13 protein-coding genes are annotated in these 17,696 nt (G+C 52.3%); 1 reads left to right on the forward strand and 12 read right to left on the reverse strand.

What is annotated here, in order from left to right; genetic code table 11:
• Positions 1–10: 10 nt before the first annotated feature.
• The 10 genes from RHOM_RS11115 to RHOM_RS11160 all read right to left on the reverse strand — a co-directional run bounded on the left by RHOM_RS11115 (position 11) and on the right by RHOM_RS11160 (position 13,196).
• Positions 11–1,315, reverse strand: coding sequence for a glycoside hydrolase family 3 protein (locus tag RHOM_RS11115; RefSeq protein ID WP_014080403.1), 1,305 nt, complete (start codon positions 1,313–1,315; stop codon positions 11–13).
• An 83-nt stretch (positions 1,316–1,398) separates the two neighbouring features.
• A complete protein-coding gene (locus RHOM_RS11120) occupies positions 1,399–3,714 on the reverse strand; it encodes a GH1 family beta-glucosidase (protein WP_014080404.1) in 2,316 nt (771 codons plus the stop codon).
• Between the two features lie 113 nt (positions 3,715–3,827).
• Positions 3,828–4,991, reverse strand: a complete 1,164-nt coding sequence (locus RHOM_RS11125; protein WP_014080405.1) for an SGNH/GDSL hydrolase family protein — start codon at positions 4,989–4,991, stop codon at positions 3,828–3,830.
• 40 nt (positions 4,992–5,031) lie between these two features.
• The gene (locus tag RHOM_RS11130) at positions 5,032–6,087 is read right to left on the reverse strand and encodes a GDSL-type esterase/lipase family protein (RefSeq protein WP_014080406.1); all 1,056 of its coding nucleotides are present in this window, start codon (positions 6,085–6,087) and stop codon (positions 5,032–5,034) included.
• Positions 6,088–6,231: 144 nt separating this feature from the next.
• Positions 6,232–7,254, reverse strand: coding sequence for a glycoside hydrolase family 130 protein (locus RHOM_RS11135; RefSeq protein ID WP_014080407.1), 1,023 nt, complete (start codon positions 7,252–7,254; stop codon positions 6,232–6,234).
• A 54-nt stretch (positions 7,255–7,308) separates the two neighbouring features.
• The gene (locus tag RHOM_RS11140; protein WP_014080408.1) at positions 7,309–8,484 is read right to left on the reverse strand and encodes a glycoside hydrolase family 130 protein; all 1,176 of its coding nucleotides are present in this window, start codon (positions 8,482–8,484) and stop codon (positions 7,309–7,311) included.
• Between the two features lie 12 nt (positions 8,485–8,496).
• Positions 8,497–9,729: an AGE family epimerase/isomerase gene (locus RHOM_RS11145; protein ID WP_014080409.1), complete on the reverse strand. Its 1,233-nt coding sequence runs from the start codon at positions 9,727–9,729 to the stop codon at positions 8,497–8,499.
• A 22-nt stretch (positions 9,730–9,751) separates the two neighbouring features.
• The gene (locus RHOM_RS17790) at positions 9,752–10,606 is read right to left on the reverse strand and encodes a carbohydrate ABC transporter permease (protein WP_014080410.1); all 855 of its coding nucleotides are present in this window, start codon (positions 10,604–10,606) and stop codon (positions 9,752–9,754) included.
• The gene (locus RHOM_RS17795; RefSeq protein ID WP_014080411.1) at positions 10,607–11,653 is read right to left on the reverse strand and encodes a carbohydrate ABC transporter permease; all 1,047 of its coding nucleotides are present in this window, start codon (positions 11,651–11,653) and stop codon (positions 10,607–10,609) included. It lies immediately after the preceding gene.
• Between the two features lie 91 nt (positions 11,654–11,744).
• On the reverse strand, positions 11,745–13,196 hold the full coding sequence (locus RHOM_RS11160; protein ID WP_014080412.1) for an ABC transporter substrate-binding protein: 1,452 nt from the start codon (positions 13,194–13,196) through the stop codon (positions 11,745–11,747).
• Positions 13,197–13,495: 299 nt separating this feature from the next.
• Between RHOM_RS11160 and RHOM_RS16565 the strand changes: the two genes are divergently transcribed.
• On the forward strand, positions 13,496–14,446 hold the full coding sequence (locus tag RHOM_RS16565) for a helix-turn-helix domain-containing protein (protein ID WP_014080413.1): 951 nt from the start codon (positions 13,496–13,498) through the stop codon (positions 14,444–14,446).
• On the opposite strand, the gene RHOM_RS11170 is transcribed toward RHOM_RS16565, so the two are convergent.
• Complete coding sequence (locus RHOM_RS11170) at positions 14,443–15,474, reverse strand: LacI family DNA-binding transcriptional regulator (protein ID WP_014080414.1); 1,032 nt, start codon at positions 15,472–15,474, stop codon at positions 14,443–14,445. The two genes, RHOM_RS16565 and RHOM_RS11170, sit on opposite strands and share 4 nt — an antisense overlap.
• Positions 15,475–15,489: 15 nt before the next feature.
• A complete protein-coding gene (locus tag RHOM_RS11175; protein WP_014080415.1) occupies positions 15,490–17,694 on the reverse strand; it encodes an alpha-galactosidase in 2,205 nt (734 codons plus the stop codon).
• Positions 17,695–17,696 lie beyond the last annotated feature (2 nt).

Here is a 17,696-nt window from a genome sequence, read left to right on the forward strand (position 1 = left end):
CAAACAGCTTTTACGGCTGCCCCATGGCAAGCTTTGCCTTCACGATACGCGTCACGGATTCATTGATCCGCTCCTCGGTGATCGTTCCGTCATTCACCGCATTCAGAATTCCTGTATAGGCGGTATTGTAGTCCGCCGGCATCAAAATCATGTCTGCCCCGGCTGTAACTGCCAGAACCGCCGCCTTGTCCGAATTGTAGAATCCGGTGATCGCTTCCATATTCATGGCGTCCGTAATGACAATTCCGTTATATCCCATCTGTCCGCGAAGCACATCGGTAATCAGCACCTTCGACAGCGTAGCCGGCGCATTGTCTCCAGTCACATTCGGAGCCGAGATATGTCCGACCATCACAAAATTCACGCCGCCGTCAATCGCACTCTGGAACGGGACGAGTTCTTCCGCCATCAGTTCCTCCAGGGTCTTGTCCGTGGACACCGCCCCGTCATGAGAATCTCCGGAAGTGCCGCCGTGTCCCGGGAAATGCTTGACCATACCGTACACTCCCGCCGCGGAAAGTCCCTGCAGTTCAGACGTCACCATTCCCGCGACCGTCTGCGCGTCCGACCCGAACGAGCGCTGTCCGATCACCTGATTGTCCGGGTTGGTAAGGACATCCGCCACCGGCGCGAAATCCACATTGAATCCGAGTGCCGCAAGATAGCTGCCGATCGTGCTTCCCGCATTGTATGCATTCTGCACATCCCCGCTCGCTCCTATATCGCTCATATTGCCGACGTCCGTCACCCCGAAGGCATCATTGCCGGCGATGCGCGCGACACTGCCGCCTTCTTCATCCACACATAAAAATACCGGAAGTCCGGTGCGCTCCCTTGCAATCTCCTGCATATTGGAGAGCATGGTGGTCGTCTGCTCCGGGTCGGTGAGGTTGTCTGCCATATACACAATTCCGCCCACCGGACGGCTCTGATAAGCTTCCTTTGTGGTGTCCCCCGCAGCCGTCACACCGCTTGCATATCCGGTCAGCGCATTCGGCGTAATCACAAACATCTGCGCGATCTTATCCTCAAGCGTCATCTGGGACACAAGCTGCGCCGCCTGCTCCTCCACCGGATCGGTCTGTACTTCCGTCTGCGGCTGTTCCGTTACTTCCTCCGTCGCCGCGACATTCTCTCCCGGCAGCTCGGTTCCGTCGGTACCTTCATTCTGTCCGCCTCCCTTTGGCAGCAGGCGTCCCACAAGAAATACTCCGCCCGCGACTAACACGAGCAGGATCAGCACGACTATCACACACACAATGACCGCACTTTTCGTATCTTTCTGTCTTCTCTGACGTCTCTCTTCCTGATTCATATGCTTCCTCTTTCCAGGTGTTCTCTTTTTCTATGGTCTGATTATAGCAAATCTTTTCCGGAACCGAAAGAGCTATTTTCCCCTTAAGCCTGCGCCGGCACCGTGGATACCACCAGACTCATCTCTCCCTGCATCTCCACCTCGCCGAATCCGCACGGTAAAATAAAGTGATCTCCCTTTTTCACCGGCTGGCCGTTGACGATACCGCTACCTTCCAGCACAGACATCAGCAGGAACGGATGATTCTGTGCAAAACTGCATGTTCCGTTGACATCCAGCTTGTAAATCTGATAGTATCCGCAGGCGTACAGCTCGTTCAGCCGGTTCTCCGGCAGTCCGAGTGCAGACGTTACACTGTCCTCGACGGATTTCGCCGGAACGGTGATCACGTCGATACTCTTCTCAATGTGAAGCTCTCTCGGCTTGCCGTTCTGCAGTCTGTCATAATCGTACACACGGTAGGTAATATCGCTGTTCTGCTGTGTCTCCAGGATCAGAAGCCCGCCCTTGATGGCGTGGACGGTTCCCGGATCAATCTGGATAAAATCTCCCTTTTTCACCGGAATCTCGCGGATAAATTCGCTCCAGCGTCCCTCGTGGATCATGGAGGCAAGCTCCTCCTTCGTCTTCGCATTGTGACCGATCACGAGCGTGGCGTTCTCGGGCGCATCCATAATGTACCAGCACTCCGTCTTGCCGAAAGAACCGTTTTCATGTTCCTTTGCATAGGCGTCATCCGGATGTACCTGAATGCTCAAATCCGCCTTCGCATCGATGATCTTTGTCAAAAGTGGGAAGCGGTCGTAGGCGAGGTTTCCAAATACCTCCGGGTGCTCCTCCCACACTTTTGACAGTTTCATGCCGGCGTACACACCGTTCCTGATGCTGCCGTCGCCGTTCGGATGTGCGGAGATGCCCCAGCACTCGCCGATGTCATCCCCCTCCACCGGATAGCCGAACTCCGTTCTAAGCCGGGTGCCGCCCCAGATATTGTGTGTGCACACCGGATCTAAAAATAAGATTTCTTTTGTTGTCTGATTCATTGTCAACATCCTTCCATTCGTCTCGATTATTTTCTGATACCAGAAAGCGGAATCCTTCACAATCCGCCTCTGGCTTGCAAAATCCACATAAACAATGCCGAACCGCTGCTTATATCCGTCCGCCCACTCAAAATTATCCAGGAATGTCCAGAGGAAATAGCCGGCTACATTGGCGCCCTCATCGTATGCCTTCTGCATTGCCCCGATATAGGAATCCAGGAAAGTAATGCGGTTCGGGTCATGTACCCTGCCGTCACTGCTCACCAGATCATGGCAGGACATGCCGTTCTCCGTAATGTAGAGCGGCAGCGGATAGCGCTCCGTCAAAAACTTAATGCCGTAATAAAACGCCTCCGGCGTCACCGGCCAGTCCGATCCCGTCTTCGGGAACCCCGGCGCACGGTCTACAAATTCCGGCTCGCCGTCTGCGCCGGCGCGGACGTAGTACCCATTATATATATTCTGTCCCATAAAATCAAGCGGCTGATAGATCAGCTCCATATCCTCCTGTGTGATCTCCGGAAGATACGGCGCAAATTTTTTCAGCCCCTCCTCGGGGTAATGTCCAAGGAATACCGGATCGGAAAACCACGATACATTCCAGGTCCAGTTATCGATCGGATTGTAAAATCCGAAATACACCTTTTTCGCCGCCTCAATGTCCTCCGGCCGGTCGGTGTACGGATACGCCACGCCGCCGGTCGGAGCGAAACCGATCTTGACCGGTCGGACCGCATATCTGCGCAGGTTGATGACCGCCTGCCCGTGCGCCATCAGAAGATGATGCGCCACCAGAAACGTCTGCGCCACGGGAAGCTTCACGCCCGGAGCATGAACACCGCTCAGATGTCCAAGACCGACCACGCACTGCGGTTCGTTGATCGTAATAAAATATTCGCAGATGTCGCTGAAATTCTCGGCAACCACCTTCGCATATTCTCCGAACCATTGCACCACGTCCGGGTTCTGCCAGCCGCCCCGCTCATAAAGCGCCTGCGGGAATTCCCAGTGAAACAGCGTCAGGTACGGCGTGATGCCGTTTTCCTTCATCGTGAGAATCATATCGCGGTACATGGCGATCGCTTTCTCATTCACGCGCCCGGTTCCCTCCGGCAGAATCCGCGCCCAGTTCAGTGAAAAACGGTACGCCCGGATCCCCAGATGCTTCATCAGCGCAATATCTTCTTTATAATGATGCATATGATCGCAGCTTGTGCCTGCATTCTGATGTTCAAACACTCTGCCGTCCGCCGCAAACATATCCCAGACGCACGCGCCTCTGCCGTCCGCCGCATCCGTTCCCTCTACCTGATAGGCGCTGCTCGCAACACCCCACACAAAATCCTCTCGAAACATTCTTATAACCTCCTGCTCCTGCAATCGCAGTGTCTCTCTTTATCTTCCAACATTTTTTCTGATTTTGCAATCCTTTTACACGCACATTCTGCAAAATAGGCTGTCTCTTGCCGTCAGTCTCTTCCTCTTCTCCCCGCTGCGATCACGGACACCAGATAAAACGGAACCGCATCGTCCTCATGCGTCTCTGCGAGGCGGATCGTGACGGTGTGCCGCCCCTCTTTTCCGTGTTCTAAAAGCGTCGTAAGTTCCAGTTTGTCTCCCCAGCTCTCATCGAAGTTTGCATCCAGCCGCACCGCATGCTCCTCATCGCCGTCCACGACCGCCAGTGCAGCCGGCGCCGGAAGCTTTACCGATTTCCGGTACTGGACGGCAATGCAGCTGCCCTCCACCAAAAAGGTGATGGCATCCCCCGTCTTTTCCGCCGTCCAGCCATAGCGGAAGCAGTCCGTGATTCCATTCTGTGCGGTCTCATCGGGCGTAAATCCATCCAGCGTGGGCTGCTGCAATCCTGCCATATCCGGCGCCGCGGCATTGCGGATGCGGACAGAATCCTCGTAGGCATTTTTTGTAAGCGGAACCGGAAGCTTTGCCCCCGGTGCAAAACTGGCATTGCTGCCGGTCAGTTTTCCGCTTCGTACCTGCTCCAGAAAATAAGTAATCACCGACGCCACCAGCGCATGTCCCTCATCGTTCGGGTGCAGATCATCCGGCGTGATCGCGCGGTTTTCAATCCGTCCTGCCACCACCTCCGGGTAAATAGAGCTCTGCATGCTGACCGACGGCAGATCATAATGTCTGCCGATTGCCGCGTGCATCACCTGCGCGTTGGCTCCATTGTGGTAAAACACGTTGTGTACCAGAAGAACCGCCGGATTCCACGCAGCACCAAGGATTTTCCGCACCAGTCCTTCATAGGTCTCCTTAAAATGCTCCGTGCTCTCATCATTGACGGAAAATTCCACAATTACAAAGTCCGGTCTCTCCGCCAGAAGATCCGTCCCCACACGCGCCGCGCCGAACTCCGATGTCGTGCCGCCGATCCCAGCATTGCAGTAGACAAACTCCGCCTGCGGAAAGGTCTCTTTCCACCATGTATACACACGGTAGGCATAGCACGTCTGCGGTGTCGAGGAGAGGCTTCCCTGCGTGATCGAGCCGCCGATAAAACCGATTACCAGCTGCTCTCCGCGTCTGGCGCGCGCCATGACCTCCTTCATTCTGCTCACATCTCCCACATTTGCAATTCCCTTTTCCAGATCAATCTGCATATTCATGTTTCTGCTCCTTCTCTCTTTCTTTTCCCTTTATTGTCTCTCACACATCCCAGATTTTATCTCCGAGTGAACGGATATAGGAAGCCAGCTCCTCTGACATCTCCTCCGCTTCCGGAATCCGGATGTGTCCGGGCGTTCCAGAGCCGTTTCTCCGGTATAAAAAGTGGTGCACGCGCTCACTTGCGATCTGCCCACACACCGTCCCAATCGACGCATCCCAGTTCGGATGATGTTTTAAGATAGTTGTCGTAAGAATGATCTGCGCCTTGGGATAGCGCTTCATCAGTGTCTCGATGAATTCCCGGTAGCGCTTCCGCCAGTGCTCCGCCGCACTGCACTCCGGATCCGACGCCATATAGTCCACCGGATGATTGTCATTCTGCCCGATGGCAACCACCACCACCTGCGGCGTATAGCGTGAAAAATCCCATTTCTTTACCTCTCCGAGATCAGGATTGTATGCGAGCTTGTCGTAACAGGACTCCACACCGTAGTACGCCGGTGCGCCGAACCATCCCGTCCCGTCAAGCAGCGCAATGCCGCCCTGTGAGGTATCGTGAAGTTCTGCCCCAAGCTTTCGCGCCGTCATCCAGGCATAGGAATACCAGCTGTTGGAATACTGTCCGTCGTGCACCGGATCCTCTTTTCCGACATAGTCGACCGCCTCCGACACCTCGCCGCACGAGACACTGTCGCCAAACACTTCCATCCGGCGGGCGGGCTTTGGCTCCGGCGGCAGAAGATCTGCGCCGCCATCCACGGTAAATCCGTAGAATGTCACCGTATGGCAGGCGTCCATACGCTTGAACAGCATGAGTTCATGCCGCGCATCCGGCAGCTGCCCCGCAATCTCATAGGTTTTCTTTTTTCCGTCATTCAAAAGGCGGATGCGCCCCTGCACCCCGTCTAAGAGATAGCCCATCTCATTTGTCCAGTACGCATGATGGTTGGCAAGCGTGACTGCCACCGATGTTCCGGTAAAAATCATTTTCACCCAGCTTGCCGCATAGATAAGCACCGGCGCCTTCGGATCGTCGTCATCGATTCTTCCGCTGTACTGTAACATCGGATCGTCCGGCTCGATATTCCTGACCATTTTTTTTTGCTGTCATTTCTTTTCCCCCTCTGCCTTCCGGCTCCCCGCCGGATACGCAGCAGGGCTGCGAAAGCCCCGAGGTGTTACGCACACAATGCGTCCTTCTCTTTCCGGCTGCCGCAGCCCCATCATTCCAGTTCTCTGTTATCTTTTTCCGATCTCGGTATCGGTTGTCGTCACCACACTGTGTTCCTTGATGTAATCGATGATGTCATCCAGTTCCGTGAACGCCAGTCCCACATAGCTGTCTGCCGCTCCGTAATAGATTGCAATCTTTCCGCTCTCCGAATCGTGGATTGTTGCACACGGGAAGCATACGTTCGGCACGAATCCGCGCTCCTCATACCACTCTTCCGGAGTCAGAAGAAACGTCTCACAGCGGTACTTCACGATGGAAGGATTGTCGATGTCTAAGATCGCACCGCCGATCGAGTACACATATCCGTTGCAGGTGCCGCTCACACCGTGGTAGAACAGAAGCCATCCCTCGGATGTCTCGATCGGAGCTGCACCGCCGCCGATCTTTAAGGACTCCCACCACTCGGAACCCTTGCCCATCACATGACGGTGTTTTCCCCAGTAGGTGAGATCCGGACTCTCACTGATAAAAATATCGCCGAACGGTGTGTGGCCGCTGTCGGACGGTCTCGAGAGCAGCATGAAATTGCCGCCGATCTTGCGCGGGAACAGCACCGCATTCCGGTTAAACGGCAGGAACGGATTCTCGATTCTGGTAAATGTCTTAAAATCCGTTGTCTTCGCCATACCGATCGCTGCGCCGTAGAAATCCTGACACCAGATAATATAGTAGGTATCCTCCACCTTCACAAGTCTCGGATCATAAGCGTAGACCGGCATGAAGGACTCACCGTTCTCGTCCACAAAGTTAATCTTGTTTTCCTCAAAATTCCAGTGGATGGCATCCTTGCTTCTTCCCAGATAGATATACGGAATTCCGTTCGTCTGTTCTCCGCGGAAGACGCCGATGAACTCATCCCCGTACGGCATCACCGCACTGTTGAAGATTCTCGCCACGCCCTTCACCGGATTTCTGCCGATGATCGGGTTCTCCTTGTATCTCCATACCGGTGCTCCGTTTAACTCCGCCGGGCGCTCCTGCCATGGCACATTCGGTACTTTGGGGCTGATCATTTTATATTTGCTCATAACTTCTACCTCTTTCTGCCGCCGACGCGGCTCATTTTTCTATGATGACCGTATTTATTCATTCGCTTTTAAAAATGCAAGATTCTTCTCGATGAGACCGCACCGCTGTGCCACACACTCCACCGATCTTCCCGGATCGGACGGCGTATGGAATACGTAGTCCACCAGCTTCTCCACCGTCGTGGTCGCCACATGCATCCGTGTATCCGAGGATGCGTAGTAAATAAACACCTCGTTTTTCTCATTGACGACCGCTCCGTTGGTAAATACCACATTGCTGACATCCCCGACGCGCTCCTCACCTCTCGGTCCGATCAGAAGCCCGGACGGCTCGGCAATCACCTTCGACGGATCTTTTAAGTCCGTTGCAAACGCATAGATGACATAACGCAGTCCCGCTGCCGTGTTGCGCACACCGTGAGCGATATGAATCCATCCCTTTTCCGTCTTGATCGGCGTCGCACCGGCTCCGTTCTTCGCCTCCGTGATCGTATGATACTTGCGCAGACTCGTCATTTTTTCCTCATCGATCACAGCGTGTGTGATGTCCTCGCAGAGACCGAATCCGATGCCTCCGCCGCTTCCCGTCTCGATAAAATCATCCATCGGTCTCGTGTAAAACGCATATTTGCCGTCGACGAATTCCGGATGCAGCACCACGTTTCTCTGCTGCGGGGAACGCAGCGTGATGAGGTTCGGCAGGCGCTCCCAGGTCTTTAAATCCTTCGTGCGGACGATTCCGGCTGCCGCCACTGCCGCTGAGAGATCGCTCACACTCGTATCCTTTGACTCGGAGCAGAACACGCCGTAGATATAACCGTCCTCATGCTTCGTCAAGCGCATATCGTAGACATTCGTCTCCTCCGGGCAGGTATCCGGCAGAAGAATCGGGTAATCCCAGAAACGGAAACCGTCGATTCCGTTGTCGCTCTCCGCCACGCCGAAGAAAGACTTTCTGTCATTTCCCTCGATGCGCGCCACCAGATAATATTTTCCGTTCAGCTCGATCGCTCCGGAGTTCATCACGGCGTTGATGCCGAGACGCTCCATAAAGTGCGGATTGGTGTCAGGGTTTAAATCATACCGCCAGGTCAGCGGAATATGTTCTCTCGTGAGAACCGGATACTCGTAACGGTCAAATACGCCGTTGTAAAAATCCGACTTCTCGTTTTTCCGTGCAAGCAGTTTTTCCTGCTTTTCTTTTTCTATATAATATCTCTTATGCAGCATAACCAATTCTCCTCAATTTTCCTTGATGCGTCCCAGTACCTCTATACACATGCGCCCGTTGTGATACGGACATTTCCACGGTTCCACGATCGGCCGGTCTAAAATCGGGCTTCCGTCCTCATACACTTCCCAGTACCACTCGCTTCCCCTGCGAGGATCAATGACATGTTCTTTGATGAACTGCCACTCCGCCAACGCCGCATCCCGGTACTCCGAATGATCCGGCATCTGTTCACAGGCATTTAAAAATCCGACTACTGTCTCCGCCTGCACCCACCATACACGGTGTGTATTGACTACGCCCCTGTCACACTCATTTGCCAGGGAGTGTCCGTCAAACGCCGTCTCATAAATATGTGCCGCAAGCGCCTGTGTGATCGGAACAATTTTCGCCTCATACGCCTCATCGCCCAGCACCTTGACGCCGCGGTCCAAAAGCCACGCTGTCTCAATGTCATGCCCGTAGGAATGCAGATCTAAAATCGTGTGATACCCGGCATCGAAAAATACTTCCTGTCTCCGCTTCGCCGGATTGTATACTTTCTCTGCAAACACATCCATGATCCAACGGAGGCGCTCCCCCACGGTCTCATCCCGCGACACACGGTACAGCTCCGTGTACGCCTCAAAAACATGAAGCAGGGTGTTCATCGTCTTATCTGCAAGCACGCCGTTCTCCGACAGCTTCTCGTTGGATTCCGGCTGGAACTCTCTGGTAAAAGCCTCCAGGTATCCGACCTCATCCGTACACTTCTCTTCGATCAGGGAAAAGAGCTGCTTCGCCAGTGCAAGCGCTTCCTCGTCGTGCGACGCCTCATAGTAGGAGGACAATGCATAGATGCAAAACGCCTGGTTGTAGGTGTGCTTTGTCGTATCAAGCGGTGTCCCGTCATAGTTTAATGACCAGTAGATGCCGCCGTACTCCCGGTCGATGCAGTGCTCTTTCAAAAAGACGTAGCCGTGTTTTGCTTCCTCCAAGAGCGCCTCTCCGGTATAGCCTGCGCTTCTACAGTCTTCCTCCGTAAAAAGTCCCTTTCGATATGCCGTGTAGGCATTGGAGAAAAACCATGTGATGCGGCTGTTTAAAATGCATCCTTTTTCCGCTTTCTGATCCAGTGCAAGATCATAAGACAGCCAGCCGTAATAGCCGCCGTAAGTGTCGTCACGCAGTGCACGCCAGAAGGGAATGATATGTGTGAGAAGTTCCGTTTTAACTTCTCCTCGCATGCTTTCTAATGTTTCCATCGCTGTTCCTCTTTTCCTGTAATCAGCCCTTGACTGCGCCTGCCGTAATGCCGCTGTAGATCTGCTTCTGGAATACGATAAACACGATGAGTGCCGGCAGCAGGGAAATGATAACACCTGCACAGATCAGGTTGTACTGGCTTCCAAGCGGTCCGGTAAAGGTATAGAGGGAGATCGCCATCGTCTTTAAGTTTTCCTTGGTCAGATACAGGTTTGCCGAATAGTATTCGTTGTACACGCCCACGCCCTTTAAGATGCAGGCGGTCACAATTGCCGGCTTTAGCAGCGGAAGCATGATCTTCCAGTAGATCTTCCAGTAGGACGCTCCGTCGATGATTGCCGACTCATCCAGCGACACCGGAATATTTTCCATGTACTGGATAAAGATGTAGATGGAGATGACATCCGTTCCCATCATCATGATGATGTAGCCGTACAGATGATTGATAAAGCCAAGATCATGCATGATCTGGTAGACCGTTACCTGCATGGCAACACCCGGAAGCAGTGCCGCGAATAAAAACAGGTTGCGGATCAGCCCGTTGCCCGGGAACTGGAAACGGTTTAACACATACGCAAGCTGTGTACCGATGATGATGGCTCCGATCAGGACACAGACCATAACGATCACGGAATTCACGAATGCCCTTCCCATGTTCGCACGCTGGAACGCTTCCACAAAGTTGTCAAAATTGAACCAGTTCTGCGGCAGTGTCATAACATTCGTCGTCTTATACTCTTCCTCCGTCTTGAATGCAGTGATGACGCAGGAAATAATGGGAATCACGGCGACAAAGGAAAAAAACACAAGCGATACATATTTAAAAATGATCCAGATAATGGCTCCTGCCGAATACTGTTTTCTGCGCTTTTTCATTTACATCGCCCCCTTTGCTGCTTTTTTCGCCGCTCTCTGTTCTTTGTGAAACTGTTTCAACCGCTTTCTCTCTTCCCTGGTCATGACTTCATCGTCCTGATCCGCATTGCGGTATACATATTTAAAGAACAGTTTCTGTAAGATCGTACATGCGAAAATGATAAGAAGTAACACAACCGCCATCGCCGACGCGAGTCCGACCTTCTGGCTGGTATGTGCAATATTGTTCATGTTGATAAAATACGTTGCCGTTCCGTTGGAACCTCCGGTAATTACGAACGGCTGCTCGAATGCGCTCAGTGCTCCTGTGATGGATAAAATCACATTCAGCGTCACAATCGTCTTGATGCTCGGCAGTATGATATGTACAAACTGCTGAAATTTATTTGCACCGTCCAGCTCCGCCGCCTCGTACATCTCGGAATCTACAGACATAATCGCTCCGATAAAAAGCACCATGTTGTTGCCGAAATATCTCCAGACAGAAGTTGCAACCAGTGACCAGTTGTTGATCTTCTGATCGCGCAGCCAGTACGGAAGACTATCCAGTTCAAATCCAAACCATCCGAGGATGGAATCGAATACAAATCCTCTTGTGTAAAAATATTTAAAGATAAATCCGATCGCAATACCGCTGATCAGATACGGGAAAAACATCAGTCCCTTAAAGAGATTGCCTCCCCTTGTCTTAAAGCTCAAAATCGTTGCAAGGAACAGCGCAAGCGCAAGCTGTACCACCGAACCTACCATGTAGTAGAGGCTTAACCACAGGGATGCAAAAATATCCTTGTTGCGGAATACCTCGATATAATTCTTCCAACCCACAAATACCCGTTTATCTACCGGCGTGGAATATTTCATTTTGTAAAAACTGAACTTCACCATTTCAGCAAATGGCACATAGGTAAATGCTGCCAACAGCACAAGCGGAATTATGGTAAATGCCAGTATAATCAGTGTCTGCTGCCCCTTCCTGCTTTTTGCCCACTTCAGGAATCCACGCCTGGCTGTTTTATTTTCTACTTTCTTTACTGATGTCGCCGCCATATCCAACCTCCATCTTTTTCACCCTGTTTTTAAAATAACGGGACCGGAAACAGATCTCTCATTCCGGTCCCGTCTGTGCATGATGTCTTATTTATTCTGCCGTCACGCCATTGTCTTCCTGTGCCTGTGTCCACTTCTCATTCCACTCAGCCATGATGTCATCGTAGGACATATCACCGTTAGAAGCATGCTCAATGATCTCCTGAACCTTCTCTTTTCCGCCTGCATTGATGTTCAATCCGGAATCAGCGTTCAATGCATTGAGTAAATCTTCCTCGCCCTCTAATGCGGACTCGTCGGATACAAATGTCACATCACCGAACTCTGCGTATGCATCCGGATAATCGTTATCGTCTGCAGCGATCGGGATACCGCCCTCGTTGTATGCAAAACCGGACTCTTCTGTCATCCATTTTACGAATACCATTGCTGCTGCCTGATGATCTGCATCCGATGCCGCATTGATACCGAAGCTGTAGTCAGCGCCTGCGGAAGCATACTGCTTGCCGTCGATCGTGATCGGGAATGGCATGTAGCCGATATCCTCGCCATGAGAATCAGCGTCTACCATCTGGGAATATGCCCAGGAGCCAAGTACCATGGTCGCGATCTCGCCTCTGTTGATCATGCCCTTGGAATCTTCCCAGGACGTTGTGGTGAAGTCATCCTCTGTCAGTCCGTCTGCCACTGCATCGTAGAGTACCTTGTACAGTGCATACGGATGTGTGTTATCGCCGTAATCCTGGAACGGATCCTTTGTGTGAAGAAGCTTCTGGTTCATATAGGTAGAATCACCGGTTGTCGTACCTGCGATCTGTCCGTCCCACTGCTCCATCGGCCATCCGTCTGCATAGTTCGTGTAGAGCGGAATGATGGAAGAATCGTAATCCTTGATTGCCTGCAGTGCCGCGATGAACTCATCCGGTGTCTTCGGTGTCTCTGCAACGCCGGCCTCTGTGAAGACTCTCTTGTTGTATACAATACCCTGTGCATTGCCGGTAGAAGGAACACCGTATACCAGTCCGTCGTAATCCCAGGTATTTGCGAACTTGATCTGTCCTTCCATCTCATCGAGTGTACCGTACGGCAGGAAATACTCACTTAAGTCTGCCTTGTCAACTGCCGGGATCATCATGATGTCGCCCCAGTCACCGCTCTGTAAACGAAGCAGGGAATCGTCGGAATAATTGGTATCCGTCTCAACCTCTACGGTGATATTCGGGTACATCTCATTGAAATCAGCAATGTAAGCTTCCCAGTTCTTTCCCGGATAGCTGTCCTCGGACATATCGGTTCTCTGGTTGAATACATGGATGGTTGTCGTGATATCGGTGTAATCCTCGCCCAATTTGATGCTTGCATAATTCAGAGCACCATCTGTGGTCTCTGCTGCATCCCCACTCTCAGTTGTGGTTGCTGCCACACTTCCTGTTGTCGCATCATCAGATGCTGCGCTGCTGTCAGATGAACTGCCGCCGCATGCTGCCATGCTCAAAGTCATTGCTGCTGCCAGGCTGACTGCCAGAACTTTTTTCAACTTCATAATAAAAATCCTCCTTTTTTATAGCTCATTTTGTAGCTTAATTTAATTATATATTTTTTCTATTTTTAGTCATCACATATTATTGCATAATATATTATTTTCTTGCGTTTTCCTGCATTTTCCACATGTTATACAAATTTTATATCCTGTTTTTAGTCATTTTTCATATTTTAGCCTCTTCTTTTTCTCTCTTTTTCCTCTTAATTTAATTTTAATTACTTAATTTTTGCTATTTTTTAACCTAATAATCAAGAAACCTATTGTATTGCAAAATAGTTCCGCTATAATATAGGATAGTTATGCAGAAAGGACCGATTCTTATGGAACCCATCACGATCAAGGCACGCCTGAATCAGGCTTATCACTTCTCCGGGGCAGCCGGAAACGGCATTCGTTTTTCCGATCTTTCAGACGACCCGGCTTTCGTTTTCCGCGAGGACACATCGGCTGTACACAACCGTTTTGTCCCTGCAGGAGGGCGCATCAGCTACGCGTCCCCCGTCCGTCTGACGCGGGATGCGCTGCCGTACCTCCTCTTTCTCTATGTCGAATCCGGAAGCGGCACTTTAACGACTGCCGGCGACGCTGTGCAGGAGCCGGAATCCTGCCAGCTTGCACCGGGGGATCTCATGCTTCTTCCGGATCAGACCGCATACCGGTTTTCCACGACGCATACCCCTTTCTGCTACCACTGTTTTTATCTGTCCACAGAGTATTTTTCGGAATATCTTCCGTTTTTGTGTGCGGACGACCGCATTTTTCATACGAACCGGACCGAGGCGGATGACATCGTATGGCGTATTCTGCCCTACCTCTCCCGCGAGCTGCTCTCCGATGAACCAGTTTCCTCGCTTCATCTGACCGCCATGCTCTCGCTTGTCCTGTCCTCCCTCGCCGCTTCCCGCCGTGCTGCATCGACGCCTTCCCTTCCCGCGCATGTGGCACACATGAAAGAGATTTTCGACACCGATTACGCACATTCCCACTCTCTCGCCGCGCTCGAGAGTTCTCTCGGAGTCAGCCGCTACCGGCTCTGCCATGATTTTTCAGACTGCATCGGTGTTCCGCCAATCCAGTATCTGAACCGGGTCCGGCTGAAAGCCGCACGCACGCTGCTGCGCACGACAACCCTCACCATCCGTGAGGTCAGCGCCGCCGTAGGGATTGAAAACACGACACATTTTATCAATCTGTTCAAAAAAGATGCCGGAATCACACCTCTGCAATTCCGGCAGTCTTCCCTGCACTAACCCATATTTTTTCTGGCTTTTACGCTGTCCTTTGTGACCATATGTCCCTCGACGATACAGATTCCCTGGCGGTACGGTTCGCCTGCCATTTTCTTGATCAGCGTGTGAACCGTCTGTCTCGCCATCTCCTTCATATCCACCTCATAAGTGGTGATCGCCACATCACAGAGTCCCGGGAAAAGATAATTGTCATATCCCACAACCGATATATCCTCCGGCACACGGTATCCGTGCTCATGCAGCCTGCGGATCAGAAAACTCGCCGTCAGATCACAGTTACACACAAAAGCCGTCGGCATCTCCTTTGGCAGCTGCAACAGCCGGTCCATATCAATCTTGCCCGTATGGATGTCGCGGTCTGCGATCGTCCAGTCCCCCCTCACCGCAACGCCGTGCTCCATCAGGGATTTCGTATACCCCAGATAGCGGTCCGTGATGGATCCCGTTGCAAGCAGGGTTCCCACATAGGCAATCTCCCTGTGTCCCATGTCGAACAGATAATTCGTCATGCGGTAAGCACCGTAATAGCTGTCCGAAATCACCGCATCCGTATCTGTCTTCTCGTCACAGAAATCCATATACAGAAGCGGAATTTTTGCTTTTTCATTCAAAAACTTCAGATATTCTCCCGTCAGGCGTCCGATGATAATCAGACCGTCCGCCTTCTGCTCCTGCACAAGCTTCGGCATCTCGCAGGCAGTCTCCATCTGTGCGCTGACCACTTCCATCAGCGTAAAACATTCCTTCGCCACCGCGCGCGTCGCCACCTGCTGATACATCTGCAGATAGAAGGAATCATACTTATCCAGCCAGTGCTCGGCAATCAGCACACCGATATTATAGCTTTTTACCGCGTGTTCGCGCCGCCTGGCGGACGGCTGTTTGTATCCCATCTCATCGGCAAGCGTTTTTATCTTCTCCCGCAGTTCCTCGCTGACGCCTTTCTGTCCGGACAGCGCCTTCGATACGGTAACCGTACTCACGCCAAGCTGTCCCGCAATATCTGCCAGCTTTACCGCTTTTGCCATTTTTTCATCCTCCAACTACTGTTCATCAGGCACCTCGGATAAGTGTATCAGTGCCGACTGGAAATCTCCCCACATCGCCGGAACATTCAGTCCCGCATGCAGGAGGGTATCTCCGCAGTACACTTCCCCCGTTGTCTCAACACGATATTTTTTCTTCTCATCAAGTCCCGGTATCCGGATCCGTCTGCTGTGCACATTCGGTCTGCCAAGCACCTGAACAAAGGTGATCAGCGCCTCCGACTGATCCTTTGCCACCACCTCATAACAGTCAAACGAATCATTCTGCGAATAGGAAGCGATCCGGTAATAGTCGCCGCTTCGTATCAGCGCATGATATTTGTGGTACAGCGCCACCTGCCCCGGAATTTTCGCCCGGTCTTCCTCCGGAAGCTTTGTCACATCCAGCTCGTAGCCGAACGTACCCGCCAGCGCCACATTTCCTCTGGTCTCAAACGGAGTCACGCGTCCCACCGTGTGGTTCGGGCAGTCGGACACATGCGCGCCGATCGCAGAGAGCGGATACAGCAGCGCCGTTCCCTCCTGAATCTTTAAGCGCTCTATGGCATCCGTGTCGTCGGAGCACCAGATCTGCGGACTGTAATACAACATTCCCGGGTCAAATCTCGCCCCACCGCCGGAGCAGTTCTCGAGAAGCAGCTGCGGAAATTCGGTGATCAGACGCTCCTGTAATTCATAGACGCCCAGTACATAGCGATGCAGCAATTCTCCCTGCTTTTCCACCGGAAGCACACCGCTTCCCAGATCGGTCAGCTGCCGGTTCATATCCCACTTGACATAAGCGATGTTCGCGCTGCGCAAAATGGATGCCACACACTCATACGCATAATCCCGCACTTCTTTTCTGGAGAGATCGAGCACATACTGATTTCTCGACCGGCACGGCATTCTCCCCGGAAGGGCAATCGCCCAGTCCGGATGCGTCCGGTACAGCTCCGAATCCGGCGAGATCATCTCCGGCTCAAACCAGATGCCGAACTTTAATCCGATCTCATTCACCTGATCGACCAGCCGTTTTAATCCACCCGTAATCTTCTGCTCGTTTACCTGCCAGTCGCCGAGACTTGTGTTGTCATCGTTGCGGTGGCCGAACCATCCGTCGTCCATGACCAGCATCTCGATTCCGGATTTCTTCGCCTCTCTCGCAATCGCAAGCAGCTTCTCCGTGTCAAAGTCAAAGTAGGTTGCCTCCCAGTTGTTGATGAGCACCGGGCGCTCCCTGTCCTTATACGGGCTGCGGATCAGATGCTTCCGGTAGAGATCATGCAGCGTTCTCGTCATCCTGCCAAGCCCGGCATCCGAATAGGTCAGCACAACCTCCGGTGCCGTAAATGTCTCCCCCTGCTTTAATTCCCACTTAAAATCCTGCGGATGAATTCCCAGCACCACGCGCAGGGAATCAAACTGGTTCTTCTCCACCTGCGCCAGGAAATTGCCGGAATACACAAAATGGAATCCGTACACGCGCCCCTGCTCCTGTCCGGCGTTTGCGGACACCAGCGCCACGAACGGGTGCTCCTGATGGGAAGATTCACCGCGGCAGGAGCCAACAGACTGTTTTCCGTAGCCGATCTGGCGGTATTCGATCTGTCGCTCTCTCGCCCAGGAACCATGCAGCGTCAGCATCCGGTAATCCTCCGCGTCAAGATCCAACGCCGTAGAAAATACCTTCGTAAGATACACCGGTTCTTTGGCATGGTTCGTCACGCGCACGCTCCGCGTAATGACATCCACGTCATAAAATGCCGTGTAGTACAATGTGACCGTAAGATCCAGCACTTCATCCGCCAGCACAATCTCAAGCGTCTCACACTCTTCTTCGCTGCCGAACGTGGCCGGAAGTCCCGGAAGTCCCGGTTTGCCCGCATAGATCTTATGCTCCCTGTAAAGCGGCTGCACCGCCGTATTGCCGTTTTTGTCCGATACGGAAATCGCACTCTCCCTGTAATCGCCGACGCCGTGCCCCGGATACTCCATCGGAAACGCATCCAGAAAAGAGCTCCGGTCGCGGTTGTTCTGTGAAGGAACAAACGGTGCCTCCCCGGTGCGCATCAGCGCACGGACGTCATAGTCCGTGATCTTTGCGCCGTAATAGATATGTCCCAAAAACTTTTCTTCATCCACGATACCGATCAGATAACTGGTATGTGGTGTATCCAGTTTAAAAACCCGTTCTTTTTCGTAATAATGAATTGCTCCCATAC

Origin of the sequence: Roseburia hominis A2-183, assembly GCF_000225345.1 — a bacterium.
In the GTDB taxonomy this organism is placed as follows: Bacteria; Bacillota; Clostridia; order Lachnospirales; family Lachnospiraceae; genus Roseburia; species Roseburia hominis.